The organism is Pseudomonas juntendi (assembly GCF_021560075.1).
Lineage (GTDB): Bacteria > Pseudomonadota > Gammaproteobacteria > Pseudomonadales > Pseudomonadaceae > Aquipseudomonas > Aquipseudomonas juntendi.
Genome location: NZ_CP091088.1, coordinates 4917971 through 4944499, shown reverse-complemented (window position 1 = coordinate 4944499; position 26529 = coordinate 4917971). Strand labels below are relative to the sequence as shown.

General features: G+C 63.9%; 19 protein-coding genes. 12 read left to right on the top strand and 7 right to left on the bottom strand.

Annotated elements, in window-relative coordinates; all coding sequences use genetic code 11:
- Positions 1 to 652: 652 nt before the first annotated feature.
- Positions 653 to 4606 carry a trifunctional transcriptional regulator/proline dehydrogenase/L-glutamate gamma-semialdehyde dehydrogenase gene (gene putA, locus L1P09_RS22900; protein WP_235768148.1) on the bottom strand — a complete coding sequence of 1318 codons (3954 nt, stop codon included), beginning with the start codon at positions 4604 to 4606 and terminating at the stop codon, positions 653 to 655.
- Between the two features lie 357 nt (positions 4607 to 4963).
- Here putA and putP point away from each other — a divergent pair, with 357 nt between their 5' ends.
- The 8 genes from putP to L1P09_RS22860 all read left to right on the top strand — a co-directional run bounded on the left by putP (position 4964) and on the right by L1P09_RS22860 (position 14685).
- Positions 4964 to 6442, top strand: coding sequence for a sodium/proline symporter PutP (gene putP, locus L1P09_RS22895; RefSeq protein WP_054906255.1), 1479 nt, complete (start codon positions 4964 to 4966; stop codon positions 6440 to 6442).
- Positions 6443 to 6610: 168 nt separating this feature from the next.
- Complete coding sequence (locus L1P09_RS22890; protein WP_054906254.1) at positions 6611 to 7447, top strand: 23S rRNA (adenine(2030)-N(6))-methyltransferase RlmJ; 837 nt, start codon at positions 6611 to 6613, stop codon at positions 7445 to 7447.
- A 237-nt stretch (positions 7448 to 7684) separates the two neighbouring features.
- Entirely contained in the window at positions 7685 to 9442 is a 1758-nt protein-coding gene (locus L1P09_RS22885; RefSeq protein WP_054906200.1) for a carbamoyltransferase family protein, read from the top strand.
- Positions 9426 to 10556, top strand: coding sequence for a glycosyltransferase (locus L1P09_RS22880; RefSeq protein ID WP_235768147.1), 1131 nt, complete (start codon positions 9426 to 9428; stop codon positions 10554 to 10556). Before L1P09_RS22885 ends, L1P09_RS22880 begins: the two co-directional genes overlap by 17 nt.
- Positions 10556 to 11452, top strand: coding sequence for an antimicrobial resistance protein Mig-14 (locus L1P09_RS22875; protein WP_054906198.1), 897 nt, complete (start codon positions 10556 to 10558; stop codon positions 11450 to 11452). The genes L1P09_RS22880 and L1P09_RS22875 overlap by 1 nt, the downstream gene beginning before the upstream one ends.
- Positions 11449 to 12852 (top strand): PIG-L deacetylase family protein, encoded by a 1404-nt coding sequence (locus L1P09_RS22870; protein WP_054906197.1) that lies wholly within the window; start codon positions 11449 to 11451, stop codon positions 12850 to 12852. The genes L1P09_RS22875 and L1P09_RS22870 overlap by 4 nt, the downstream gene beginning before the upstream one ends.
- A gap of 37 nt (positions 12853 to 12889) precedes the next feature.
- Complete coding sequence (locus L1P09_RS22865; RefSeq protein WP_054906196.1) at positions 12890 to 13846, top strand: glycosyltransferase family protein; 957 nt, start codon at positions 12890 to 12892, stop codon at positions 13844 to 13846.
- Positions 13847 to 13911: 65 nt separating this feature from the next.
- Positions 13912 to 14685, top strand: coding sequence for a glycosyltransferase family 2 protein (locus L1P09_RS22860; RefSeq protein WP_054881222.1), 774 nt, complete (start codon positions 13912 to 13914; stop codon positions 14683 to 14685).
- A gap of 84 nt (positions 14686 to 14769) precedes the next feature.
- On the opposite strand, the gene L1P09_RS22855 is transcribed toward L1P09_RS22860, so the two are convergent.
- The gene (locus L1P09_RS22855) at positions 14770 to 15375 is read right to left on the bottom strand and encodes a serine/threonine-protein kinase (protein ID WP_009681346.1); all 606 of its coding nucleotides are present in this window, start codon (positions 15373 to 15375) and stop codon (positions 14770 to 14772) included.
- A 215-nt stretch (positions 15376 to 15590) separates the two neighbouring features.
- Between L1P09_RS22855 and msbA the strand changes: the two genes are divergently transcribed.
- Complete coding sequence (gene msbA / locus L1P09_RS22850) at positions 15591 to 17399, top strand: lipid A export permease/ATP-binding protein MsbA (protein WP_009681345.1); 1809 nt, start codon at positions 15591 to 15593, stop codon at positions 17397 to 17399.
- Positions 17400 to 17529: 130 nt separating this feature from the next.
- The gene (gene hldE / locus L1P09_RS22845) at positions 17530 to 18951 is read left to right on the top strand and encodes a bifunctional D-glycero-beta-D-manno-heptose-7-phosphate kinase/D-glycero-beta-D-manno-heptose 1-phosphate adenylyltransferase HldE (RefSeq protein ID WP_009681344.1); all 1422 of its coding nucleotides are present in this window, start codon (positions 17530 to 17532) and stop codon (positions 18949 to 18951) included.
- A 165-nt stretch (positions 18952 to 19116) separates the two neighbouring features.
- On the opposite strand, the gene L1P09_RS22840 is transcribed toward hldE, so the two are convergent.
- From L1P09_RS22840 to L1P09_RS22825, 4 genes are all read right to left on the bottom strand, one after another.
- Complete coding sequence (locus L1P09_RS22840) at positions 19117 to 20085, bottom strand: hypothetical protein (RefSeq protein ID WP_054904857.1); 969 nt, start codon at positions 20083 to 20085, stop codon at positions 19117 to 19119.
- 52 nt (positions 20086 to 20137) lie between these two features.
- On the bottom strand, positions 20138 to 20950 hold the full coding sequence (locus tag L1P09_RS22835; protein WP_009681342.1) for an aldo/keto reductase: 813 nt from the start codon (positions 20948 to 20950) through the stop codon (positions 20138 to 20140).
- Entirely contained in the window at positions 20947 to 22122 is a 1176-nt protein-coding gene (locus L1P09_RS22830; RefSeq protein WP_009681341.1) for an NAD(P)/FAD-dependent oxidoreductase, read from the bottom strand. The genes L1P09_RS22835 and L1P09_RS22830 overlap by 4 nt, the downstream gene beginning before the upstream one ends.
- A gap of 121 nt (positions 22123 to 22243) precedes the next feature.
- Positions 22244 to 22576, bottom strand: a complete 333-nt coding sequence (locus tag L1P09_RS22825; protein ID WP_110676613.1) for a DMT family transporter — start codon at positions 22574 to 22576, stop codon at positions 22244 to 22246.
- An 85-nt stretch (positions 22577 to 22661) separates the two neighbouring features.
- Between L1P09_RS22825 and L1P09_RS22820 the strand changes: the two genes are divergently transcribed.
- The gene (locus L1P09_RS22820; RefSeq protein WP_054904853.1) at positions 22662 to 23552 is read left to right on the top strand and encodes a LysR family transcriptional regulator; all 891 of its coding nucleotides are present in this window, start codon (positions 22662 to 22664) and stop codon (positions 23550 to 23552) included.
- Positions 23553 to 23563: 11 nt separating this feature from the next.
- Complete coding sequence (gene waaA, locus L1P09_RS22815) at positions 23564 to 24835, top strand: lipid IV(A) 3-deoxy-D-manno-octulosonic acid transferase (protein ID WP_235768146.1); 1272 nt, start codon at positions 23564 to 23566, stop codon at positions 24833 to 24835.
- A gap of 158 nt (positions 24836 to 24993) precedes the next feature.
- Here waaA and L1P09_RS22810 read toward each other — a convergent pair whose 3' ends face one another.
- Complete coding sequence (locus L1P09_RS22810; protein WP_054904851.1) at positions 24994 to 26430, bottom strand: TolC family outer membrane protein; 1437 nt, start codon at positions 26428 to 26430, stop codon at positions 24994 to 24996.
- Positions 26431 to 26529 lie beyond the last annotated feature (99 nt).

Below are 26529 nucleotides of genomic sequence, written 5' to 3'. Positions count from 1 at the left end.
TACGTGCGTCGCAAAAATTTCCTACGTCCAAAGTGATCTCTGGACTGGTGTGGCATTAGCCGCAAACTTCGTAACCTCCCGAGGGGATGAGGGACGTTTTTTTGCGAGCGACGGGAAAGACTACGCCAATACCCGTAGGGTTGTGAGTCAGCGGTGGGTACCGTTGGGCGAAAATGAGCGAAGTTTCGCCAGGCTGGCGGTATCTGGTGGCTTAGGCGTAACTCTGAGTCGCGCATCTTGGAAAGATAGTGTGGCACCTGCTCGGTCACGGATGCCCGCTTTGTTCGCCGCAGCAGCTTCGGCGCCTGTAAGACCGAGCGCCGCCCGCGCGGCGCATCGCGAGCTGGCGCTCGCTCCTACGTTTTTTTCGGGCCAATCATTCCTGTGGGATTTGCGCGCGAACGCTTTGACGCATGGCTTGATATTGTGTCGTATGAACAAGGCGGTCGCGCACGCCTGTCACAGGCCTCACTGGCCCGAAACAAACGTAGGAGCGAGCGCCAGCTCGCGATGCGCCGCGCGGGCGGCGCTCGATCTCAAAGGCGCTGAAAATGTTGTGTCGGTCACCTGTCAGCCCACCCCCAATCTCAAGGCGGACACCCATAAAAAAAGGAGAGCCAAAGCTCTCCCTTTCCCTCAACAACCCTCAGCCTCAGCCAATCGTCATCAAGCTGGCGTTACCACCGGCCGCCGCAGTATTCACACTAACCGCGCGCTCAATCACCAGCCGCTCCAGCGCAATCTGATGATCCCCGCTGGACAACCCGTGCACACCCACGATCGCCCCGCCACGCTTGGCCACCTGCTGGCAAACGCCACGCAGCTGGTCCGAGTCGCCATGGTGGATCACGGCGTCGAACGCCACTTCATCCTTGTTCCAGTCCGCCACCAGCTTCACCTTGGCCTGCAACTCACGCGGCAGGCGCGCGCGCAAGGCCTTGCCCGGTTCGCTGTCAGCCCACACCGCCGAGCTGCCAACAGCCAGCACCGCGGCGAGCTGCGCCAGCAGGTCGGTTTCATTGTCGGCCAGGCACAGCACATGCTCGCGCGGCAGGATGGTGTAGCTGTTGCGCTCACCGGTCGGGCCTGGCAGCAGGCGGGCGATGCCGCTCTGCGACTGGCCAGCGAACTGGTCGCACAGCGCGGCCAGGTCGGCCAGCTGATTGCTCTCGGCCCAGGCCTTCAAACCGTGCAGCGGCTTCACCAGTTGCTCATGCAGGGTACGGTCCGGCTTGCCTTCGCCATCCTGTTGCTGGAAGTGGCGGCCAATCGCGTCGGCCGGGCGGGTCGACAGCAGGCGATACAGGTACAGCGGGCCGCCGGCTTTCGGGCCGGTACCAGACAGGCCTTCACCACCGAAGGGCTGCACGCCTACCACGGCGCCAACGATGTTGCGGTTGACGTACATGTTGCCGGCGTTGGCGGTTTCCACCACCTTGGCAATGGTCTCGTCGATGCGGGTGTGCACGCCAAGGGTCAGGCCATAGCCGGAGTTGTTGATCTGCTCGATCAACTGGTCGAGGTTGCGGCGGTTGTAGCGCACCACGTGCAGCACCGGGCCGAAGATTTCACGCTTCAGCTCGTCGAAGCTGTCCAGCTCGATCAGGGTCGGCATGACGAAGGTGCCGCGCTTGATCTCGGCAGCATCGGCGATCGCGACCTGGTAGACCGAGCGGCCTTTTTCACGCATGCCCTGGATGTGCTTCTCGATACCGGCCTTGGCTTCGGCGTCGATCACCGGGCCAATGTCAACTGCCAGGCGGTCCGGGCAGCCGAGGCGGCTTTCAGCCATGGCCCCCTTGAGCATTTCGATCACGCGGTCGGCGGAGTCTTCCTGCAGGCACAGCACACGCAGGGCCGAGCAACGCTGGCCGGCGCTGTCGAAGGCCGACGATACCACGTCGATCACCACTTGCTCGGTGAGCGCAGAAGAGTCGACGATCATGGCGTTCTGGCCACCGGTTTCGGCGATCAGCGGGATCGGCCGCCCCTGGTTGTCCAGGCGGCCGGCGACGTTGCGCTGCAGCAGGCGCGCGACTTCGGTGGAACCAGTGAACATCACGCCTTTGACCCGCTCGTCACCAACCAGGCCGGCACCCACGGTTTCACCGCGCCCTGGCAGCAACTGCAGTACACCTTCCGGAATGCCGGCTTCCAGTAACAGGCGCACGGCCTGCGCGGCGATCAGTGGGGTCTGTTCGGCAGGCTTGGCCAGTACCGGGTCGCCGGCAGCCAGGGCTGCGGCCACCTGACCGGTGAAAATCGCCAGCGGGAAGTTCCATGGGCTGATGCAGACCACCGGCCCCAGCGGGCGGTGCGCGTCATTGCTGAAGTCGTTGCGGGCCTGCACCGCGTAGTAGCGCAGGAAGTCCACCGCCTCACGCACTTCGGCGATGGCGTTGGCAAAGGTCTTGCCGGCTTCGCGAATCAGCAGCCCCATCAACGGCTGGATTTCTGCCTCCATCAGGTCGGCGGTACGCTCCAGAATCGCGGCGCGCTCTGCCGGCGGGGTGGCCTGCCAGATCGGCGCCGCGTTGATGGCGCACTGGATGGCGTTGTCCACGTCGGCGACCGTAGCTTCCTGCACATGGCCTACCACATCGCGGTGGTCTGCCGGGTTCAGCACCGCTACCGCAGCCGCCTCACTGGCGGCGCAGGCCAGCAGCGGGGCGGCTTTCCAGTCATTGTGAGCGGTGGCCAGCATGGCGCAGGACAGCGAAGCCAGGCGGTGCTCGTTGGCCATGTCGATACCGGCCGAGTTGGCCCGTTCGCTGCCATACAGGTCACGCGGCAATGGGATGCGCGGGTGCGGCAAGCCGATGCTGCCCTCCTGGGTGCCCATGCGTTCGATGCTGGCGACCGGGTCGGCGACCAGTTCCTGGATCGAGATCGAGTGGTCGGCAATGCGGTTGACGAACGAGGTGTTGGCGCCGTTTTCCAGCAGGCGACGCACCAGGTAGGCCAGCAACGTTTCGTGGGTGCCCACCGGAGCATAGACGCGGCATGGGCGGTTCAGCTTGCCATCGGCCAGCTTGCCGACCACCTGCTCGTACAGGGGCTCGCCCATGCCGTGCAGGCACTGGAACTCGTACTGGCCCGGGTAATAGTTCTGCCCGGCAATATGGTAGATGGCCGACAGGGTGTGGGCGTTGTGGGTGGCGAATTGCGGGTAGATGGCCTCGGGTACGGCCAGCAGCTTGCGTGCGCAGGCCACGTAGGACACGTCGGTGTACACCTTGCGCGTGTATACCGGGTAGCCCTCCAGCCCCTCGACCTGGGCGCGCTTGATCTCGCTGTCCCAGTAGGCACCTTTGACCAGGCGGATCATCAGGCGGTGGCGGCTGCGCTTGGCCAGGTCGATAACGTAGTCGATCACGTACGGGCAGCGCTTCTGGTAGGCCTGGATGACGAAGCCGATGCCGTTCCAGCCAGCCAGCGCCGGCTCGAAGCACAGGCGCTCGAGCAGGTCCAGCGACAGCTCCAGGCGGTCGGCTTCCTCGGCATCGATGTTCAGGCCGATGTCGTATTGCTTGGCCAGCAAGGTCAGCGACAGCAGGCGCGGGTACAGCTCTTCCATCACCCGCTCGTACTGGGCCCGGCTGTAGCGCGGGTGAAGCGCCGACAGCTTGATCGAGATGCCTGGGCCTTCATAGATGCCGCGGCCATGCGAAGCCTTGCCGATCGAGTGGATGGCCTGCTCGTAGGACGCCAGGTATTTCTGCGCGTCGTGCTCGGTGAGGGCGGCCTCGCCGAGCATGTCGTAGGAATAACGGAAGCCCTTGGCCTCGAAGCGGCTGGCATTGGCCAGGGCTTCGGCAATGGTTTCGCCCGTGACGAACTGCTCGCCCATCAGGCGCATGGCCATGTCGACACCCTTGCGGATCATCGGCTCGCCGCTCTTGCCGATGATGCGGGTGAGCGAGGAGGTGAGGCCGGCTTCGTTGTGCGTGCTGACCAGCTTGCCGGTCAGCAGCAGGCCCCAGGTGGCGGCGTTGACGAACAGCGACGGGCTGTTGCCCAGGTGCGGCTGCCAGTTGCCGTTGCTGATCTTGTCGCGGATCAGTGCGTCACGGGTGCCCTTGTCGGGGATGCGCAGCAGGGCTTCGGCCAGGCACATCAGGGCCACGCCTTCCTGCGAAGACAGCGAGAACTCCTGCAGCAGGCCCTGAACGATGCCCGCCCGGCCGCCGGCGCTTTTCTGGTTGCGCAGTTTCTCGGCAATGCCGGCGGCCAGCTTGTTGGTCGCCTCGGCCAGCGGTGCGCTGAGGCGCGCCTGTTCCAGCAACATCGGTACCACTTCCTGCTCGGGGCGGCGGTATGCGGCGGTAATGGCCGAGCGCAGTACCGACTGGGGCAGGATGCTCTCGGCGAATTCCAGGAAGCACTGGTGACCATGGTCAGGCTGGACCTCGCCGGCGTCATCGGCCAGGCTGCCGGCATGGCCGTTGAGGTCGTTCAGGGTCGCGCCACCCTCGAGCTTCTCCAGGTAATTGAAGATCGCCTGCTTGATCAACCAGTGCGGCGTGCGGTCTATCGACTGCGCTGCTGCCTTGAGTCGCTCACGGGTAGGGTCATCGAGTTTGACCCCAAGGGTGGTCGTCGCCATTTCTTATCCTCGTTATTGCCACGGCTGTGGCCTAAGCTGGCGCCAAGATTAGCTGTAGGACAATTCGGGTGCAACCAGGTGCAACCCGAATTTTTCGAGGAAAAGGTGCAACTCGTCCGACAGTGATTTCCGTACAGGGCGAGGGGTCGTTTTTGGCGCGGTTAAATCGCGAAACCGACCTCTTCGCTCCAAAAAGGGGCAAAAAATCGGCTTCGTCGGAAAATGCACGGGCAGGTGCAACTTGCAAATGAAAAATGGTTGCACCCACTTTGCGTTGTTGCATAGCATTCGCCGCCTGGGTGCAACCGCAAACGCTGCGGTTGTGCATGAGATAAAAACAAACGCCAGGGCACACACATGGGCAACCCACTAACGATCACCTTCGTGATCTACATCGCGGCAATGGTGCTGATCGGCTTCGCCGCCTATCGCTCCACCAACAACCTTTCCGACTACATTCTGGGCGGGCGCAGCCTGGGCAGCGTGGTAACCGCACTGTCTGCCGGTGCTTCCGACATGAGTGGCTGGCTGCTGATGGGCCTGCCGGGCGCCATCTACTTCGCTGGCCTGTCCGAGGCCTGGATCGCCATCGGCCTGACCGTGGGTGCCTACCTGAACTGGCTGTTCGTGGCCGGTCGCCTGCGCGTGCAAACCGAGCACAACGGTGACGCGTTGACCCTGCCGGATTATTTCTCCAGCCGCTTCGACGACAATAGCGGCTTGCTGCGCATCATTTCCGCCATCGTCATCCTGGTGTTCTTCACCATCTACTGCGCTTCCGGCATCGTTGCCGGTGCCCGTCTGTTCGAAAGCACCTTCGGCATGCCCTACGAAACCGCCTTGTGGGCTGGCGCTGCCGCCACCATCGCCTACACCTTCGTGGGTGGCTTCCTGGCGGTGAGCTGGACCGACACGGTGCAGGCGTCGCTGATGATCTTTGCGTTGATCCTCACGCCGGTGATCGTGCTGATCTCCACAGGTGGCTTCGACACTACCTTCGCGGCCATCGAGGCGGTCAACCCGGCCAACTTCGACATGTTCAAAGGCGCAACCTTCATCGGCATCATCTCGCTGATGGGTTGGGGCCTGGGCTATTTCGGCCAACCACACATCCTGGCGCGCTTCATGGCGGCCGACTCTGTGAAGTCGATTGCCAACGCCCGCCGCATCTCCATGGCCTGGATGATCCTGTGCCTGGCCGGTACCTGCGCCGTGGGCTTCTTCGGCATCGCCTATTTCTCGGCCAACCCTGATCTGGCTGGCCCGGTCACCGAAAACCACGAGCGCGTGTTCATCGAACTGGCGAAGATTCTGTTCAACCCCTGGATTGCCGGCGTATTGCTGTCGGCCATTCTGGCGGCGGTGATGAGCACCCTGAGCTGCCAGTTGCTGGTCTGCTCCAGTGCCCTGACCGAAGACTTCTACAAAGCCTTCCTGCGCAAGCATGCGTCGCAGCGTGAGCTGGTGTGGGTCGGCCGCCTGATGGTGCTGGCGGTGGCCCTGATCGCCATCGCCATGGCGGCCAACCCGGAAAACCGTGTGCTGGGCCTGGTGGCCTATGCCTGGGCCGGCTTCGGTGCAGCCTTCGGCCCGGTGGTGCTGATTTCGGTCCTGTGGAAAGGCATGACCCGTAACGGCGCGCTGGCCGGTATCGTGGTCGGTGCACTGACCGTGATCCTGTGGAAGCAGATCGATGTCTGGGGCCTGTACGAAATAATCCCGGGCTTCCTGCTGGCGAGCATTGCCATCGTCGTGGTGAGCAAGCTGGGCAGCCCTTCGCAGGCGATGGTGCAGCGCTTCGAGACGGCTGATGCGGCGTACCACGCTGACAAGTAATACCCGCTGAGCCGGCGGCGCCTGCTTCCACAGGGTTTGCACGGAACCTGAAACCAGTGCGGTCCGTGTGGGAGCGGGCAAGCCCGCGAAGAAGCCGCCGCCGATCGACGGCCAGGCCTGACGCCGCCTGCAAGGCAAGGTAAACTTGCCGCCTTCGCAGGAGTTGCCATGAACTATCGTCACGCCTTCCACGCCGGCAACCACGCCGACGTCCTCAAACACATCGTGCTGACCCGCCTCATCGCCCTGATGTCGCGCAAGGAGCAGCCGTTCGCCTACATCGATACCCACGCAGGGCTTGGCCTGTACGACCTGCAGGGCGACCAGGCAAGCCGCACCGGCGAGTATCAGCAAGGTGTAGCCCGCCTGTGGAACCGCGATGACCTGCCGGCCATGGCCGCTGACTACCTGCGCGTCATCAAGCGTTTGAACGCCGACGGCGAGCTGCGCTACTACCCTGGTTCGCCTGAGCTGGCCCGGCGTTTGATGCGCCAGCAGGACCGTGCCCTGCTCAATGAGAAGCACCCGGAAGACGGGCCGCTGCTCAAGGAGAACATGAAGAAAGACCCGCGCGTTACCGTGCACCTGGGTGAAGGCTGGTACGTGCCGCGGGCCTTGCTGCCTGTGCAGGAAAAGCGCGCGATCATGCTGATCGACCCGCCGTTCGAGCAGGCCGATGAGCTCAAGCGCTGCACCACGGCCATGAAAGAGGCCATTGGGCGCATGCGCCAGACGGTTGCAGCCATCTGGTACCCGATCAAGGACCAGCGTTCGTTGACACGCTATTACCAGGACCTGACCAGCACCGGCGCACCCAAGCTGCTGCGGGTGGAGCTGTATGTGCACCATCAGGACAGCCCCCAGGGGCTCAATGGTTCTGGCTTGGCCATCGCCAACCCGCCGTGGGGGTTGGAAGACGAGCTCAAGGAGTTGCTGCCGTGGCTGGCCAAGGAGCTGGCGCAGACTGCCGGTAGCTACCGCATGGACTGGCTGATCGCCGAGTAGGCCGCACCTCGATTCCTTGTAGGAGCGGCCTTGTGTCGCGATAGGGCCGCAAAGCGGCCCCGGCAATTTCTGCCGCGAAGCTGAGAAACTGGGGCCGCTTCGCGCCCCTTTCGCGACACAAGGCCGCTCCTACAACGACCGCGCAGTTCGTGATCTTTGCGTTATAATCCCGCCTTTTAGTCGCCACCCGCCCAAGCGGCCGCTGGCGCATCTCTACCGAATGAAGAGGCTGATCCCTTGGCATTGACGATTCTTGGCCTGTCCGGCGCCCTTAGCCATGACCCTTCCGCGGCCCTGTACATTGATGGCAAGCTGATTGCCGCCGCCGAAGAAGAGCGCTTCGTGCGTGACAAGCATGCGAAGAACCGCATGCCCTACGAGTCGGCGAAGTTCTGCCTGGAGCAGGCAGGCATCAAGCCATCCGACGTCGACGTGGTTGCCATCCCGTTCGCGCCCATCAGCCTGTTCGGCAAGGCGCGCTGGCACTACGCCAAGCGCTACTGGTACGCCCCGGATCGCGCCCTCGATGCAATCCTGATGGGCAACCGCCGCTACAAGCGCTACCGCAAGAAGATCGTCTGGTGCCTGGAGCAACTGGGCTTCGACCCGAAAAAGATCAAGATCGAGCCGGTCGAGCACCACCTGGCCCATGCTTCCAGTGCCTATCACTGCTCGGGCTTCAAGGAAAAAACGGCCATCCTCGGCATTGACGGTAAAGGCGAGTACGCCACCACCTTCTTCGGCTACGGCGAAAACGGCAAGATCCACAAGATCAAGGAATTCTTCGACCCGGACTCGTTGGGTGGCCTGTACGGTGCCATTACCGAGTTCCTCGGTTTCGAGATGCTCGATGGCGAGTTCAAGGTCATGGGCATGGCGCCGTATGGCGATGCCAGCAAATACGACTTCTCGCGCCTGGCCAGCTTCGAGAACGGTGAACTGGTGATCAACACCGAATACGCCAACGTCATCGGCCTGCGCCGCCATAAAGAAAAGGGCAAGGGCTTCTACTTCTCGCCCAAGCTGATCGAGTGGCTGGGGCCCAAGCGCGAAGGCGATATCGCCGACGAGCCGTACATCCATTACGCGGCCAGCATGCAGGCGTTGTTCGAGAAGATCGCCCTGCAGATGATCGACCACTACCTGGGCGACACCCTGCGCGAAACCGGCAAGCTGGCGTTTGCCGGCGGCTGCGCGCTGAACGTCAAGCTCAACCAGAAGATCATCGCCCGCCCGGATGTCAAAGAGCTGTTCGTGCAGCCGGCTTCCGGCGACGCCGGTACTGCGGTTGGCGCTGCGGCCTACGTGTCCCACGCCCGTGGCGTACCGGTCGAGAAGATGGAGCACGTCTACCTCGGCCCGTCCTATTCCAACGAGGACGTGATCGCTGCCTGCGCTCGGCACCCGAATGCACCGGCGTGGCGCAAGCTCGACGACATGCCGCAGCGTATCGCCAAGATCATGGTCGATGGCAACCCGGTGGCCTGGTTCCAAGGCCGCATGGAGTTTGGCCCGCGCGCCTTGGGCGGGCGTTCGATCATCGGTTGCCCGAGCGTGCCGGGCGTCGCCAACCGTATCAACGAGCAGATCAAGTTCCGCGAGCGCTGGAGACCTTTCTGCCCGTCGATGCTCGACACTGTCGCCCCGCAGATGATCAAGGTCGATCACCCGGCGCCGTTCATGACCTTCACCTTCGAAGTGGCTGAAGAGTGGAAAACCCGTGTGCCGGAGGTGGTTCACGAGGACGGTACCTCGCGTGCCCAGGTGCTCAAGCGTGAGTACAACCCGCGCTACTACGACATGATGAAGGCGCTCGAAGACCTGACCGGCAACGGCGTGTCGCTGAACACCTCGCTGAACCGCCGTGGCGAGCCGATGATCTGCTCGCCGACCGACGCCCTGAACATGTTCTTCGGCTCGGACCTGCAGTACCTGATCATGGAAGACATCCTGGTTGTGAAGGACGGCGCTGCCGCCTATGACCAGCCGCTCTGAACCGCGCATCCTGCAGTTCTGCCATGGCTATGACGGGCCGTTTCTGGACTGTGCCCGTCAGTACGCCAGCCTGTTCCAGGGGCGTGGCTACCGGGTCACCACGGTGTTCCTCACGGGGGCAGCCGACCCGCAAGTAGCGGCGGGTTGCGCCTCGGACGAGGTGTTGTTCCTGGGCTTCAGCTCCAAGGCCGTGCGTGGTCTCAAGCTGGGCGCGATCCGCGCCCTGCGGCGGATTGCGGCCGAGCGCAATTTTGCGTTCTGCATCGCCCACCGCTTCAAGCCGATCTATGTGGCGTTGCTGGCTACTGGCCTGCCGGTGATCGGCGTGCACCATGCCTTTGGTGACTACCAGCGCAAGGGGCGGCGCATTTTCGCCAACCTGTTCGGCAAACGCCTGAGCCTGCTCGGGGTGTCGGATGCCGTACGCGACGACATGCGCCGTTGCTTGCCGCAGTGGCCGGCCGAACGCATCCAGACGCTGTACAACCGTATCGACATCGAGGCCCTGCAGGTGACCCAGGTGCCGCGCGCCGAGGCGCGGCAGGCGCTGGGCCTGGATGCGCAGGCATGGATCGTCGGCAATGTCGGCCGGCTGCACCCGGACAAGGACCAGGCCACGCTTTTGCGCGGTTTTGCCCAGGCACTGCCCGGGCTGCCGGCCGGCGCCCGGCTGGCGATCCTTGGCAAGGGGCGTCTGGAAGGCAAGCTCAAGGCCCTGGCTGGCGAACTGGGTATTGCCGGGCAGGTCGACTTCCTTGGCCAGGTGCCGGACGCGCGCCGTTACTTCCGGGCTTTCGACGTGTTCGCCCTGAGCTCCGACCATGAGCCGTTCGGCATGGTCCTGCTCGAGGCCATGGTAGCCGGGGTGCCCGTGTTGGCCACCGCCTGTGGCGGTGCCCGCGAGGTGGTCGAGGGCGTTGGCGTGCTGTTCCCGCTGGGCGACCCCGGGCAGTTGGCCCAGGGCCTGGAACATATGGCCGTGCTCGACGGGCAGCAGCGCCAGTCCTGTGCCGAACACATGCTGCAACGCCTGCGTGAGCGCTTTTCCGACCAGGCCGTGCGCGAGGCCTTCTGGCAACTGCCGCAGGTGCGTGCGCTGGTGGGGCAGGGGTGATGCTCAATCGTATTCAGGCTTGGCGCGAACGCGGCTGGCAAGTGATCGACGCCCACGCCTATGCCCAGGCGTGGGCCCGCTTTGGCGGCAGCGTCGCGACTCACCCGCTGGTGGTCGAGCAACTGGCTGACCTGGCGCAGATACCCGTGCGCTACCTTGGCTGGCACCAGAATGGCGAGCTGAAAGCCGCCATTGCGACCTGGGGGCGCCACCTGGCCCTGTCCAAGGACGTGCTCAAACGCGCCGGCAAGAAAGCCCTGTTCGACCTCGGCAACGCCGAAATCATCCTGCCGGCCGCACCCGATGCCGGCGCACCGCTGCGTCACAGCGTGCGCTACCTGTCCGAACTGAACCAGGGCCGCTTCAGCGGGCTCAAGGTGCAGAAGGAACAGCTGGCCATGGCCCGCGCGCACGAAGACCTGTCGAAGAAGTTCCGCTACAACCAGCGCCGCGAGCTGCGCCTGCTGGAAGAGGCGGGCGGGGTGGTGCGCCCGATCAGCGCGTTCAGCGCACAGGAAATCGCCAGCATGTACTGCGACCTGTTCCAGCGCCGCTGGGGCTTCCCGGCCACCGGTGCCGAGCGCATGGCCGATGTGCTGGAGCGGCTGCGTGAGCTGCTGATCGGCTCGGTACTGCTGCTGGACGGCAAGCCGATTGCGATCCAGCTGGTGTACCGTGTCGAGGCACCGCAGTGGGTCAGCGTGGAGTACATCAACGGCGGTGTCGACCCCGAAACCAAGGCCTTCAGCCCAGGTAGCGTGTTGAGCTTCCTCAACACCCAGGCGGCCTGGGACGACGCCCGAGCGCGCAACAAGCCGCTGCGGTTCTCGTTCGGTCGTGCCGACCGCGAGTACAAGGAGCGTTGGTGCAACCCCGTGCCGGTGTACCAGGTATGAGTCGCAAGCAGCAGTTGCTCAAGCGCCACCGGCGCAACAAACGCCTGGCGCTGCTGGCAGGGCTGGCCGGGCTGGTCGCCTTGGGCCTGGCCACCTGGTGGTGGCTGCCGCTTTTGCTGTTGCCGCTGCTGTGGGCTGCGCATGAGGCGTGGTTTGCCGACCATCTGTTCTACACCCCGGGCGAAGATTACGCCTACGACTTCGGGGAGCACACCCGGCCCGTGGCCGCGCGCTTGCAGGCCGGTCTGCTCAAGGCCGACTGCGTGCTGCAGGGCGGGGAAACCCTGGTGCTCGAACTGCACATAAAAAGCAGTTGGCTGGGGCGTTTTCTCGATCCGCGGGTCGAACTGCTGGCGGGCGAGCAGGCCGACCAGCAAACCTTCGAGCGCGGTGTCGCCGGCTTGCGTTATCTCAACCTCACCGGCCTGGCCGCCCCCCTGCAGGCCGGCACACTGCGCTTGCGTGGCCGGCATTGCCGGCTGCTGGGCCAGCCGCGCTTGTGGATAACCCCGGCGGTCGAACTGCAACGGCGGCGGGTAATGGTGATTGCACCCCATGCCGATGACGCCGAGTTGGCTGCCTACGGGCTGTACAGCCAAGCGCAGGAAGCCTGGGTGGTCACGCTGACCGCCGGTGAAATCGAGGCCGAGCATTATCGGCAGATGGGCCTGGGCAAGGCCGAAGCCGCTCGCCTGAAAGGTCGCCTGCGCGCCTGGGACAGCATTGCCGTGCCGCGCTGGGCCGGGGTGGCGGAATCTCGTTGTGTGCAGTTGGGCTACTTCTGCCTGCAATTGCCTGCCATGCAGGCGGCGCCCGATCGGCCTGCGGCGTCTCGTGAAGCCGACATGGCCGATATCCGCCCGTTCCGCCAGTTCAACCCGTTCCCGCTGCCCGCCGACCTGGACGGTGCCCCTACCTGGCACAACCTGTTGGCCGACTTGCGGGCTGTGCTCGAGTTGGCCAGGCCCGAAGTGCTGGTGCTGCCGCACCCCCAGCTGGACCCGCACCCCGATCATGTCTGCGCCCAGGCCGCGGTGCTCGAAGCCTTGCAGGGGCTGGCCTGGAAGCCACAGACCCTGCTGTGCTACGCCAACCACCTGCATGACAACGATCGCTGGCCAATGGGCGATAGCGGTGACGGCGTGGCGTTGCCGCCGCAGTTGAGCGCGGATCAGGCCTGGGCCCCCTGCAGCCTGGTACTGGACCTGGCCAGCCAGCGTGACAAGGCAATGGCGCTGGGCATGATGCACGACCTGCAACCGCCAGCCCCCTTCAAGCGTCGCCTGCGCCGCTTGCTGCAGCGGTGGCTGGCCGGTCGCCGCCCGTCGCCTTATGGGGAGAACGAGTTCTTCCGCAAGGCGGTGCGCCGGCATGAGCTGTTCTGGCGGCGTGAGCTGTAAAACTGACCGCGTTGGCGCAGAGCGCCCAAGGAACATGATGAAAGTCCTATTTCTAGTACAGAAGGAACAGCGCGCGATCCTGGATCGCCTGTACGACGGCGTCGCGGCCAACTGCGAATGCGACCTGCGCTGGTTGACCAGCGAAGACCAACGCAACCTGCGCCGCTACTTCAAGCGCCAAGTGCAGGTCGAGCGCTATGACCGCATTGTTTTCTTTCTGCGCTTCAAGCAGGAAATCCGCCAGGTCGCGTTCATTCGTACCGTGCCGAACCTGGTCATACTCGAGCACGACGCCTACCAGAACTACATCCCGTGCAAGTACACCGGCAAGTTCAGCGCCCACTACCGGCAACTGCCCTGGGCGCGTGTGATCAGCTCTGGCTACATGGTCAGCGAGCGCCTGCGCCAGGAAGGCTTCGATGCGGTATTCGTGCCCAAGGGTTATGACGAGCAGTTGCTGGCTGACCAAGGGCGCGAGCGCGATATCGAACTGGCCTTCGTCGGCAGTGTCAACAGCGTGGCCTACAGCGGCCGCAAGGCGCTGCTGGACGAGTTGGGGCAGGTCGAGGACCTGCTGGTAACCCGCACCAAGTCGGGCGAAGACTATTGCAACACGCTCAACCGAATCCGGTTTTTCGTCAGCGCCGATGTCGGCATGGGCGAATACATGATCAAGAACTTCGAGGCCATGGCCTGCGGCTGTGTACTGCTGGCCTATGACCAGGGCGAGCAGGAAAACCGTGCGTTGGGTCTACAGGACATGCACAACGTGGTGTTGTATGACACCATCCCGACCCTTCAGGCCAAGCTGCGACGCTTGCGTGCCGAGCCTGAGCTGGCGCGGCAGATTGCCGAAAACGGCCGCCATCTGGCGGTTTCCCGTTTCAGCTTCGGCGCTGTAGGCCGTAGCATCGTCGAGCACATGCGCCCAGCGCTCAGGCCCCGCCCGCCATTGTCTGCATGGCAGCGGCTGCGCCTGAAGCTGGGCTTCTAACATAAGAGCTTTGGCGCCCAGGAACGGGCGTTGAAAGCCGACAGTCGCAACGCGGGGGGAGTCCGGTGCGCTTTTCAAATGAGAGTGATGTCACGCTTGTCGTGACCAGTTGTGGGCGGTTCGACCTGCTCAAAGACACCCTTGAGAGTTTCGATCGCTACAACACGGCGCCCATTCGCGAGGTATTCATCACCGAAGATTCAGGTGACGATGCCGTGCATGACGCTGTGCCAGAGCACTGGAAGCCGCACTGCAAGGTGTTCGTCAACCGCCCCAAGCTAGGCCAACTGGCGTCTATCGACCTGGCCTACAGCCACGTCAAGACGCCCTACATCTTCCATTGCGAGGACGATTGGCACTTCTATCGCCAAGGCTTCGTCGAGGACTCGCACGCCATTCTGGCTGCCAGCCCCGACCTGCTGCAGGTGTGGCTGCGCAGCCACGCCCACGACCTGGCCGTGCACAGCCCGTACATTCACCTCGGGGATCGGCAGGTGATCGCCGGCGTGCCGTGCTACCCCCTGTTGTCGGACAAGGCCGAATGGCAGGCGTTTTCGTTGAACCCCGGCCTGCGGCGGTTGAGCGATTACCAGCGCTGTGCGCCATTTGCCGCCTATGCTGGAGAAAAGGCGCTGTCCCGGCGTTATGCCGAGCTCAACCTGACAGCGGTCACGCTAGAAGGTGATGCGGTATTGCACACTGGGTTCGGTAATCACGTGACCGTACCCATTGAAGTGGAGCGCAAGGCCAAGCGCCGTCAGCGTGACCGGATGAAGCTGGCATTGACGCTGGTGGCAGGGGCCTTGATCGGCGCAGGTATTACCGTTTTTGTACAGTAACAACGCAGTCAACCCCGCGATTGCCCGCAGCAAGCCCCCCCGACAACGTCGATTGATGCTGGCCGAGCGATGTCTCGGCTGACCTCAACGCGCGAGCAGGGCGCCCTCGAATGCAGCGAGGGGGAAGCGCTCGCCGAGGTTTTCCCGCTCTATGTAACGCACCATGTGCTGCACATTGCGCCGGATCATGCGCGCTGACAGCGGCGGCCGCAGGAAGCGCATGTCGGCTACATCGATCAGGCCCAGGCGCTGGTCAGGGGTTACCACCACGTTGCCCAGGTGCAGCGAGCGGAAATACACACCGCTGCGGTGCAGCTGGCGGATCAGTTCGATCAGGCGCGGCAGGTAGATATCCCAGCTGAAACCTTCATCCCGAGACATTTGCAGCAAGGTGCGCCCCGGCAGAGGGCGATACAGCACCGCGGTGCGGCCTGGCATGTCGAGCTTGTGTTGGCTGATCACCTCGAGGGTGGGAATGCCCAGTTGTGCCAGGCGCGCAGCGTTGTCGACGAAGCGCTGCGAGTACGGGCGCAGCAGTGCAGATGAAATCAGACGTTTTCTACGAAAAACCTTGAGGAAATTACCATCTGCGAGCAGGTAGACTTTGGCGCCATGGCTGTCTGCCTCAAGCACCTGGGCGCCGTGTGTCAGCTGGTCGAAGTCGACCTGGTTGAGCCGCGAGCATTGCATGAATAGGGCCTTGTCGTCTGGCGAGCAAAATGACCGGCAATAATGCCGAAAATAATGCGGTAGCACCATGCATGGTGTCTTCGATTCATCGGGTAGGAAACGGGTTCGCCCACACAGCCCTGTAGCTCGGCCTTGCGATGATGCTGCCATGGGGGCGTGCCGAAAATGACGCCTGTGGTAAAATTTCCGGTTCAACCTGAACAGCGAGCTTGATAATGGCCGAAACACCGCGACCGGCGGAGCACACATCCAGCCTGAAGATCTACTTCCGGCTGCTGGGCTATGTGAAACCCTACGTCGGCATTTTCCTGCTGAGCATCATCGGTTTCGTGATCTTCGCCTCGACCCAGCCGATGCTGGCCGGCATCCTCAAATATTTCGTCGATGGGTTGAGCAACCCCGAAGCGGTGTTGTTCCCCAACGTGCCGTACCTGCGCGACCTGCAATTGCTTCAGGCCGTGCCGCTGCTGATCATCCTGATCGCCGCCTGGCAAGGCCTGGGCTCGTTCCTTGGTAACTACTTCCTGGCCAAGGTCTCCCTGTGCCTGGTGCACGACTTGCGGGTGGAGTTGTTCAACAAACTGCTGGTGTTGCCTAACCGCTACTTCGACAACCACAACTCCGGGCACCTGATTTCACGCATTACCTTCAACGTGACCATGGTTACCGGCGCTGCCACCGATGCCATCAAGGTAGTGATCCGCGAAGGCCTGACGGTGGTGTTCCTGTTCGCCTACCTGCTGTGGATGAACTGGCACCTGACCCTGGTGATGGTCGCCATCCTGCCGGTCATCGCGGTAATGGTCAGCGTTGCCAGCAAGAAATTCCGCAAGCAGAGCAAGAAGATCCAGGTAGCCATGGGCGACGTCACCCACGTTGCCTCTGAAACCATCCAGGGCTATCGCGTGGTCCGCAGCTTCGGTGGCGAGGCCTATGAGGAACAGCGTTTCGGCAAGGCCAGCTTGAGCAACACCGACAAGCAGCTGCGCATGACCAAGACCGGTTCGCTGTACACGCCGGTGTTGCAGCTGGTGATCTACACCGCCATGGCCGCGTTGATGTTCCTGGTGCTGTTCCTGCGGGGCGAGTCCACCGCCGGCGACCTGGTCGCCTACATCACCGCTGCCGGCCTGTTGCCCAAGCCGATTCGCCAGTTGTCGGAAGTCAGCTCGACCATCCAGAAGGGCCTTGCAGGTGCCGAAAGCATCTTCGAGCAACTGGACGAAGCCCCTGAGCTGGACACCGGCACGGTCGAGAAGGAGCGCGTGGAAGGGCACCTGGAAGTGCGCAACCTCAGCTTTACCTACCCCGGTACCGACCGCGAGGTGCTGAGCGACATCAGCTTCACTGCCGAGCCCGGGCAAATGATCGCCCTGGTTGGCCGCTCGGGCAGTGGCAAGTCGACGCTGGCTGCGCTGATCCCGCGCTTCTATCACCACAGCAAAGGGCAGATTCTGCTCGATGGCGTGGAGATCGAGAACTACCGCCTGCGCAACCTGCGCCGCCATGTGTCGCAAGTGACCCAGCATGTCACCCTGTTCAACGACACCGTGGCCAACAACATCGCCTACGGCGACCTGGCCGGCGCCCCGCGCGCAGACATCGAAGCCGCGGCGGCCGATGCCTACGCCAAGGAGTTCGTCGACCGTCTGCCGAAGGGCTTCGATACCGAAGTCGGTGAAAACGGCGTGCTGCTGTCCGGCGGTCAGCGCCAGCGCCTGGCAATTGCCCGTGCACTGCTGAAAAACGCCCCACTGCTGATTCTCGACGAGGCCACCTCTGCCCTGGACACCGAGTCCGAGCGGCATATCCAGGCGGCGCTGGACCACGTGATGCAGGGGCGGACCACGCTGGTCATCGCCCATCGCCTGTCCACCATCGAGAAGGCCGACCAGATCCTGGTGATGGATCAGGGTCGGTTGGTAGAGCGCGGTACCCATGCCGAGTTGCTTGCGGCAAATGGCCATTATGCCCGCCTGCATGCCATGGGCCTGGATGAGCCGGCCAAGGCCGACATCACCTGAACCCTCCTTGATCGGGGCCGTCATGGCCCCGATTGTCACGGGAATTTTCCATGGGCTATCTGGCCGTAAAGCCATTGACGACCCTGTGCTAATATCCTGCCCCTGTTCATTATTTCCATATGGGTTGCCCATGAAGTTGTCCATGCCGCGTTTCGATCAAGCCCCGGTACTGGTGGTCGGCGATGTCATGCTCGACCGCTACTGGCATGGCGGTACTTCGCGTATTTCGCCCGAGGCGCCAGTGCCGGTGGTCAAGGTCGATCAGATCGAGGATCGCCCCGGCGGTGCGGCCAACGTTGCCTTGAACATTGCCGCGCTGGGCGCACCCGCGTCGCTGATTGGCGTCACCGGCCAGGACGAGGCCGCCGACAGCCTGGCCAATAGCCTGCAGGCTGCCGGGGTGCGCTCGGTGTTCCAGCGCATTGCCCACCAGCCGACCATCGTCAAGCTCCGGGTCATGAGCCGACACCAGCAACTGCTGCGTATCGATTTCGAAGAGCCCTTCGCCACCGACCCGCTGTCGCTGGCCAGCGAGGTCGATAACCTGCTGGAAGGGGTCAAGGTGCTGGTCTTGTCCGACTACGGCAAGGGTGCGCTGAAAAACCACCAGGCCCTGATCCAGGCGGCCCGGGGCAAGGGCATTCCGGTGCTGGCCGACCCCAAGGGCAAGGATTTTTCCATCTACCGTGGCGCCAGCCTGATCACCCCCAACCTCAGCGAGTTCGAGACCATCGTAGGTCGATGCGTCGATGAGGGCGACCTGGTCGCCAAGGGTTTGCAGCTGCTTCAGGACCTGGACCTGGGCGCCTTGCTGGTCACCCGTGGCGAGCACGGCATGACCCTGCTGCGCGTTGGCCAGCCAGCGCTGCATTTGCCGGCGCGGGCGCGCGAAGTGTTCGACGTTACCGGGGCTGGCGATACCGTCATCTCCACCCTGGCCGCCGCGATTGCCGCCGGTGAGGACTTGCCCCACGCAGTGGCCCTGGCCAACCTGGCGGCAGGTATCGTGGTCGGCAAGTTGGGTACCGCCGCCATCAGCGCCCCTGAACTGCGCCGTGCGATCCAGCGTGAGGAAGGCTCCGAGCGCGGTGTGCTGGGCCTGGAACAGCTGCTGCTGGCCATCGATGACGCGCGGGCGCACAAGGAGAAAATCGTTTTCACCAACGGTTGCTTCGATATCCTGCATGCCGGGCACGTAACCTACCTGGAGCAGGCGCGGGCCCAAGGCGATCGCCTGATCGTGGCCGTCAACGACGATGCTTCCGTCAGCCGCCTGAAAGGGCCGGGCCGGCCGATCAACAGCGTCGACCGGCGCATGGCCGTGCTGGCCGGGCTGGGTGCGGTGGACTGGGTGATCAGCTTCTCCGAGGGCACCCCGGAGAACCTGCTGAGCCAGGTCAAGCCGGATGTGCTGGTCAAGGGGGGTGACTACGGCATCGACCAGGTGGTCGGCGCCGACATCGTCAAGGCCTACGGCGGCACCGTGAAGGTGCTGGGGCTGGTCGAGAACAGCTCGACCACGGCTATTGTCGAGAAGATCCGCAAGCACTGATCGAGCGCCACTCTTTCACTGGCCTGTGCAGGAGCGGCCTTGTGTCGCGATGGGCTGCGTAGCAGCCCCAGGATTCCACTGCAAACGCACAAATAGCTGGGGCTGCTGCGCAGCCCTTTCGCGACACAAGGCCGCTCCTACAGGAGCCACGCAGGCTTCAGAATCTTATTTGTGAAGTGAGGTGCGCGCCCGCTGCAGCAACGCCCGCGCCTTGTCGCCAAAACGTTGCAGGCGTGAGGCCCGCGCCGGCTTGCTTTCCACCAGGCCTTGCTGCTTGACCCAATCCCTCCAGCGCACCCGCTCGTCCGCCACTACCCAACCTTCCTGCCTGGCAAAGCTTTCGGCCAGGTACAGCCCGCGCGTGCTTGCAGGCACCAATTCGTCCTTCTTCAACGTGTACAGCTCTGCCAGCGGTTGGCCGTCCTGCAACGGCATCAGGTATAGGTCAGGGCGCTTGCGGTTGAGCCTCGCCACCAGTTGGTCGCCTTCCAAACGCTCGTCAACGTGGAACAAGCTGAGTTTCTTGGCGTCCCGCGGCACCTGCAAACGCATGTCATAGATCAGCTGCAACGACGCAGTGGGCAAGTGCACATAGGCCCGCGGCCGCTCCAGCAGGGGCAGCTGGCCACAGTGTACGGGCCGGGCGGCACCGGATTGCGGGGCCAGCACGAAGTGCGGGGTTTCGCGGTAGTGCAGGGCGGCAGCGTAGGGGACGGGTAGCCAGGTGTCGTTGAAGCGCCCGCCCAGCCAGCCTTCCGGGGTTTCCAGCAGGCATTCTTCGGCTACTTCCTGCACGGCAGTATGCAGGGGCAGGTTCAGCTCCTGCGCCGGCACGTAGCCGGAAATCAGTTTCAATACCACATCGCCCCGGTCTTGCCGGCGCTGGCGCACCAGCACCCAGTAATCGCGGTTCTGCCAATGCAGCGTCAGGCGCACCGATACGCCCAGGTTTGCCAGTTCGGCCACGAAGCGCTGCGGGTCGGGCAGTTCGATGGCTTTGCGCCGCTGTTGGGTCTGGGCGAAATTCAGCGGCATGCCGATGCTCTGGTAAATCAGCCCTTCGGCGCTCGCCTCGACGTGCAATGGCAGTGTCTTGAAGTTGCTCGGGTTCTTGCGGATCAGCGTTCGCGCCACGAGGCTCCTCCTTGCGTCGGGTCAGTTTCCAGGCCCAGGGGCCGTGGGTAACTCAGTGCTGGCCCAGGATACGGGCAACGGTGGCCACGTTATGGGCCAGGTGCAACGGGTTGATGGTGCCGACGATAGCACTGCTGACGCCCGGGTGGGCGAACAGCAGTTCGAAACTGGCCTTCACAGGGTCGACACCCGGCGCCAGGCAAAGGTGCCCGCTGGCCAGCGCCTTTTTCACCAGGATGGCCTTGCCGTGCTCGGCAGCGTAGTCCAGCACCGGCCGTTCTGCCTGCTCGCTGAGGTTGTAGGTGACCATGGCGCAATCGCCTTGCTCCAGGGCCTTCAGGCCGCCGGCGACGGTTTTGCCGGACAGGCCGTAGCCAAGGATCTTGCCCTCTTGTTTGAGCGCGGCCAGCGTCTGGTACACCTCTTGCTGCTCAAGAATGGCCAGGTCGTTGCCGTCGGAATGCACCAGCACCAGGTCGATGCGGTCGGTTTCCAGGCGGCGCAGGCTGCGCTCCACCGAGCGGCGGGTGTGGGCGGCGGTGAAGTCGAAATGTGACTGGCCACCGTCGAATTCTTCCCCGACCTTGCTCACGATCACCCACGCGTCGCGCTGGCCGCGCAGTAGCGGGCCCAGGCGTTCCTCGCTGCGGCCATAGGCGGGGGCGGTATCGATCAGGTTGATGCCCAGTTCGCGGGCCTGGGCCAGCAGCATGCGGGCTTCGTCGTCGCTGGGGATGGTGAACCCATTGGGGTATTTCACGCCCTGATCGCGGCCCAGCTTGACCGTACCCAGGCCGAGTGGCGAAACCTGAAAGCCGGTGCTGCCCAGCGGGCGGTGCAAACCGTGCAGGGTGGGCAGGCTCATGGCAGCAGGCGCTCCCAGGCCGGCACACCCAGCACCGGCCGAGGCAGGTCGCCTAGCTCGGCATGCGCCTGTGGGCGGATCCCGTCGCGTTGCAGATGGCTGATGACGCGGTCGCTGAAGTCCGGTGCCAGCGCCAGTTTGGTTGGCCAGCCCACCAGCAGGCGGTGTTGCTCGGCGAGGAAGGCGTTGTCCGGGCGTACCAGGCCGGACTGTGCCGGTTCTGCGCGGTCGACCCGCAGTGTGGCCCAGTGCAGTTGGCTTTGGTCGACCCAGGGCAGCAGGCTGGCGATTTCCTTCTGGGCGGCGGCTATTTGTGCCGCGGGCTCGCGGGCGACGCCATCGGCTTCGGCCAGGTCGCCACCCAGGTACCAGACCCACTGGCCATCGGCCGCGGGGTGGGTGGTGATGGTAACCCTGGGCTTTGGCCCACTGCCCAGGCAGTGGGCGTACAGCGGTTTGAGGTTGGCGCCTTTGGCCAGCACCATGTGCAACGGGCGGGTTTGCATGGCCGGCTGCTGCAGCCCCACGGCATGCAGCAGGTCGGCGGTGCCGGCGCCGGCGCTGAGTACGATGCGTTGCGCACGGATGTCACGGCCGTCCACGCGCAGGCCGACCAGTTCTTCACCTTCGCGCAGCGGTTCGATGTGCTCACCAGCCAGCAGGCTGTCACCTGCCAGTTCGGCCAGATTGGCCAGCAGGCTGGGCACGTCGATGACCAGTTCAGCCAGGCGGTAGACCTTGCCTTTGAACGCGCGGTCTTGCAGGGCGGGTGGCAGTTGCTCGCCCTTTACCTGATCGACCCGGCCGCGCACGGCCTTGCTGGCGAAAAAGCTGGTGAGGTTGCCGGCCAGGGTGCCTGGCGACCACAGGTAGTGGGCATCGGACAGCAGGCGGGTGCCGGCAAGATCCAGCTCGCCGCTGCCGCTCAAGGCTTCGCGCCAGCGGCGCGGCATGTCGGCAATGGCTTCCGACGCGCCGGTCAGGGCACCGTGCAGGGCGTACTTGGTGCCGCCATGGATAATGCCCTGGGACTTGATAGTCTGCTCACCGCCAAGGCTGGCGCGCTCCACCAGCACTGTCGAATACCCCATGCGGCGCAGGCGTGCGTTGAGCCAGAGGCCTGCGACCCCGGCGCCGACGATCAGCACGTCAGTGGAAATGGCAGATGGCATGGCGGTACCTCGAAGACTGGGACAGCTGGCAAGTATACAGGGTATCCCCCAGCGGGCCCTACCGCCGGCAAACCCGGCCAGTGCTACCCCGTGGGCGCTGGCTTGCCTCGCGGGGCACAGCTCAATGCCCGCTGGTCTTGGAGAACAGCTGAATCACCACCACTCCGCCGACAATCATCGCCATCCCCAGCATCGCCGGCACATCCAGCTTCTGCCCGTAGATCACCAGCGCCGCCACACTGATCAGCACAATGCCCAGCCCCGACCAGATGGCATAGGCAATACCCACCGGAATGCTGCGCACCACCAGGGTGAGCATCCAGAACGCAATCCCGTAGCCCACCACCATCAGCAGCAGCGGCAACGGCGTGCTCAAGCCTTTTACCGCTTTCATCGAAGCAGTGGCGATGACTTCGGCGCAGATGGCAATGGCGAGATAGGTGTAGGCATTCATGGTGGGATCCTCCGGTTCTGGCGGGCATTCTAGGCTCAACCTGGATGCGGTAAAGTCATTACCTATCAATTTTGGAGATAGGCCAATGGCCGAGCAGTGGAACCTCGAACAACTGCGAACTTTTGTGCGCGTTGCAGAATTGCGCTCTTTCTCTGCCGTGGCCCGTGAACAGCGCAAGGCCCAGTCGGCGATCAGCAGCGCGGTCGCCTTGCTGGAAACCGACCTGGGCGTCACCCTGTTCGAGCGCAGCAGTGGCCGGCAGCCGAAACTGACGCAAAACGGCAGCGCGCTGCTGGAAGATGCCCGTGAACTGCTGCGCCAGTGCGAACGCCTGGATGGCCGTGCGCTGGCGTTGATGCGCGGGCAGGAGGCCTTGCTGCGCGTGGCGCAGGACGAAGCCATGCCCTACCAGCCGGTGATTGACAGCCTCGATGAATTGGCCAGCCACTTTCCGCTGCTGGAGGTGCAACTGGCCAGCGGGGCCCAGGGTGATGTGGCGCGCAAACTGGTCGAGCGGCGCGCCGACCTGGGGCTGTTCTTTCACCACGAGAGCATCCCGGCAACCCTGGAGCGGCGCGCCCTGGGCAGCGTGGAAATGGTCACGGTCTGTGCGGTCGACCACCCGCTGGCGGGTCGTGGCCGGGTCACTCGCCAACAGCTGGCCCGCCATCGTCAATTGCTGATCACCCCGCAGCAAAGCGGTTACCCCGGCGGCGAGGCCATCAGCCCGCAGGTGTGGCGTGCCGACAGCTTCTACGTCCTGGCGGAGCTGTTGATGCGCGGCCTCGGCTGGGCCTGGTTGCCACGGCATGTCGTGCAGTACCCCACATACCAGACGCACATGGTGGAGCTGGACAGTGAGTGGCGCCCACCGGCGTTGGTGGCGGAACTGGCCTGGCGCCGTGATGAACCCCTGGGCCCTGCTGCGCAATGGTTGGCCGAGCGCTTTGCAGTGCACTTGCGCGCGATCGGGTAAACTCCGCTGCCATGAACAGAACCCTCTATACCTTGCTCTTTCACCTGGGCCTGCCGCTGGTCGCGCTGCGCCTGTACCTTCGTGCACGCAAGGCGCCGGCCTATGGCCAGCGTATCGCCGAGCGGTTTGCCTTCAGGCTGCCGGCCATGCGCCAGGGCGGTATCTGGGTGCACGCGGTGTCGGTCGGCGAAAGCATTGCCGCGGCGCCGATGGTGCGCGCCTTGCTCAAGGCCTACCCGCAACTGCCGATCACGCTCACCTGTATGACCCCTACCGGTTCCGAGCGCATTCGCGCCATGTTCGCCGACGAACCCCGTGTGCAGCACTGTTATCTGCCCTACGACCTGCCGTGGGCGGCGCGGCGCTTCCTCGACCATGTGCAGCCGAAACTGGGCATCATCATGGAAACCGAGCTGTGGCCCAACCATATTCATCAGTGCGCCAAGCGCGGTATTCCGGTGGCACTGGCCAATGCCCGCCTCTCTGCGCGCTCGGCCCGTGGCTATGGGCGCTTTGCCAGGCTGACGCGGCCGATGTTGGCGGAGATGAACCTGATTGCCGTGCAGACCGAAACCGAGGCGCAACGCTTTCGTGAACTGGGCGCCCGCCCGCACTGCGTGCAGGTGACCGGCTCGATCAAGTTCGACCTGAAGGTCGATGAGCAGCTGTTGCCACGGGCTCGGGGGTTGCGCGAGCAATGGGGCGCCACGCAGCGCCCGGTGTGGATTGCTGCCAGCACCCATGAGGGGGAGGATGCGCTGGTGCTGCAGGCGCATCAGCAGTTGTTGCAGGTGCATGGCGATGCCTTGCTGATCCTGGTGCCGCGCCACCCTGAGCGGTTCAATGCGGTGCATGCGCTTTGCAGCGAACGGTTCAGCACCATTCGCCGCTCCACTGGCGCGCCCGTCGACGCACAAACCCGGGTATTGCTGGGCGACACCATGGGCGAATTGCTGTTTCTGTATGCGCTGGCCGATATCGCCTTCGTGGGCGGCAGCCTTGTGCCGACCGGCGGGCACAACCCGCTGGAGCCGGCAGCACTGGCCTTGCCGGTGATCATGGGGCCGCACGTGTTCAACTTCCTCGAAATCAGCGCAATGCTGGTAGAGGCAGGGGCGTTGCAGCAGGTGGACGATGCCGACGGGCTGGCCGAGGCCGTGCGGCGGTTGGTCGAGTTACCGCAGGATGCCCAGCGCATGGGCGCGGCGGGCAGGGCGGTGATGCAGGCCAACCAAGGTGCATTGCAGCGTTTGCTTGATGGGCTGGCTGCGCTAATGCGCTGATATTCGCAGCGGCGCGATCCCTGTGGGAGCGGCCTTGTGTCGCGAAAGGGGGGCGCAGCGCCCCCGGGATTTTCGCACGACCGCAAGATTGTCGGGGCCGCTGTGCGGCCCTTTCGCGACACAAGGCCGCTCCTACACTGTCCGCGTGCTCCCTGAATTCAAGGGCGGCGCTCGAAGTTCTTGGCTGCAGCAGCCGCCAGATCCGGTGGCAAGAAGTCCTTGTCCGGGTTGTAGTCGGCCTTCAGGTACCGCCCCAGGTCCTGTAGATCCTGTGGGCTCAGGGTGCCTGCGGCCTGCTTGAGGCTCAGGTTGTCGAGAATATAGTCGTAGCGGCTGTTGTTGTAGTCGCGCACCGAGGTGTACAGCTGGCGCTGGGCATCGAGCACGTCGACGATGTTGCGGGTGCCGACCTGGTAGCCGATTTCAGTCGCTTCCAGCGCACTCTGGTTGGAGATGATCGACTGCTTGCGTGCCTGGACCTGTTCCACGTCGGTGTTCACCGCGCGGTGCAGGTTGCGGGTGTTCTCCACCACCTGGCGGCGCAGGCTCTCGCGCTGCTGTTCGCTCTGGCTCAGGCGCTGGTAAGCCTCGCGTACCTGCGAGCTGGTCAGGCCGCCGCTGTAGATCGGGATGTTCAGTTGCAGGCCGATACTGGTCTGCTCGACGTCGCCGCTGTAGCGAACGTTCTGTTGGGGAGCAGGGTTGGTAAAGCCGAGGCTGTCGTTGTCACCCTTCTGGTATTTGGCCACTGCATCCAGGGTGGGTGCATGGCCGGCCTTGCGCTGGCGCAGGGTTTCTTCGGCGGCAGACACCGCATAGTTGGTGGCCAGCAGGTTGAGGTTCTGGCGCCCGGCCGTTTCCACCCAGGCCTTGGCATCGTTCGGCGTAGGTACCTGCACTGGCAGGCTATGCACCACACCCTGGATCGAGCTGTACTCTCGGTTGGTCAGCGTTACCAACGCTTCGAAGGCATCCTGTACCTGGCGATCGGCGATGATCCGGTTGGCCCGGGCAGTGTCGTAGCCGGCCTGCGACTGCAGCACGTCGGTCTTGTCCGACAGGCCGACATCGAAGCGTTCGTTGGACTGGTCGAGCTGGCGCTTGAACGCGGCTTCCTCCGCCTTGGTCGCGGCCAGGTTGTCCTGGGCGCGCAGCACGGCAAAGTAGCTTTGGGCCGTTTGCAGGATGAGGTTCTGCTCAGTGGCCGACAGCTCCAGGGCGGCTTGTTCGTTGACCGCCTCGGCGGCCTGCAACTGGAACCAGCGGTCGGCGCGGAAAATGGGCTGCGCCAGGGTTGCACTCCAGGCGTTGCCGCTGCGGTTGGAGGTAATCGACGGCTCGTCCAGCTTGGTGCGGGTATTCATCATCTCGGCCCCGGCCGACAGGTTCGGCAGCAAGCCGGCGCGGGCCTGCGGTACCACCTCACGGCGTGCGCCGTAGTCGGCGCGTGCTGCTGCCAGGTCGGCGTTGTTGTCGACCGCTTCCTGGTACACGCTGACCAGGTCGGTCTTGACCGTCTGGGGCGCGTCCGCTGCCCAGGCCACTCCGTTGGACGCACAAGACACGGCTATTGCCAGTGAGAGTTTGCGCAGCATAAAGGCAATCCTTGTACGAAATTGAATTACTGAACCGTTGAGTATTTGGCGATGCGCCAGTTTAGTGCCATGTGCCCCCCGGCAACAATCGCCGGGCGC

What these genes read in the sequence shown, in the direction of transcription:
- putA (WP_235768148.1), bottom strand. Translation starts at nt 4,606, where the DNA reads ATGGCGACGACCACCCTTGGGGTCAAACTCGATGACCCTACCCGTGAG.
- putP (WP_054906255.1), top strand. Translation starts at nt 4,964, where the DNA reads ATGGGCAACCCACTAACGATCACCTTCGTGATCTACATCGCGGCAATG.
- L1P09_RS22890 (WP_054906254.1), top strand. Translation starts at nt 6,611, where the DNA reads ATGAACTATCGTCACGCCTTCCACGCCGGCAACCACGCCGACGTCCTC.
- L1P09_RS22880 (WP_235768147.1), top strand. Translation starts at nt 9,426, where the DNA reads ATGACCAGCCGCTCTGAACCGCGCATCCTGCAGTTCTGCCATGGCTAT.
- L1P09_RS22875 (WP_054906198.1), top strand. Translation starts at nt 10,556, where the DNA reads ATGCTCAATCGTATTCAGGCTTGGCGCGAACGCGGCTGGCAAGTGATC.
- L1P09_RS22870 (WP_054906197.1), top strand. Translation starts at nt 11,449, where the DNA reads ATGAGTCGCAAGCAGCAGTTGCTCAAGCGCCACCGGCGCAACAAACGC.
- L1P09_RS22865 (WP_054906196.1), top strand. Translation starts at nt 12,890, where the DNA reads ATGAAAGTCCTATTTCTAGTACAGAAGGAACAGCGCGCGATCCTGGAT.
- L1P09_RS22855 (WP_009681346.1), bottom strand. Translation starts at nt 15,375, where the DNA reads ATGCAATGCTCGCGGCTCAACCAGGTCGACTTCGACCAGCTGACACAC.
- msbA (WP_009681345.1), top strand. Translation starts at nt 15,591, where the DNA reads ATGGCCGAAACACCGCGACCGGCGGAGCACACATCCAGCCTGAAGATC.
- hldE (WP_009681344.1), top strand. Translation starts at nt 17,530, where the DNA reads ATGAAGTTGTCCATGCCGCGTTTCGATCAAGCCCCGGTACTGGTGGTC.
- L1P09_RS22835 (WP_009681342.1), bottom strand. Translation starts at nt 20,950, where the DNA reads ATGAGCCTGCCCACCCTGCACGGTTTGCACCGCCCGCTGGGCAGCACC.
- L1P09_RS22830 (WP_009681341.1), bottom strand. Translation starts at nt 22,122, where the DNA reads ATGCCATCTGCCATTTCCACTGACGTGCTGATCGTCGGCGCCGGGGTC.
- L1P09_RS22825 (WP_110676613.1), bottom strand. Translation starts at nt 22,576, where the DNA reads ATGAATGCCTACACCTATCTCGCCATTGCCATCTGCGCCGAAGTCATC.
- L1P09_RS22820 (WP_054904853.1), top strand. Translation starts at nt 22,662, where the DNA reads ATGGCCGAGCAGTGGAACCTCGAACAACTGCGAACTTTTGTGCGCGTT.
- waaA (WP_235768146.1), top strand. Translation starts at nt 23,564, where the DNA reads ATGAACAGAACCCTCTATACCTTGCTCTTTCACCTGGGCCTGCCGCTG.
- L1P09_RS22810 (WP_054904851.1), bottom strand. Translation starts at nt 26,430, where the DNA reads ATGCTGCGCAAACTCTCACTGGCAATAGCCGTGTCTTGTGCGTCCAAC.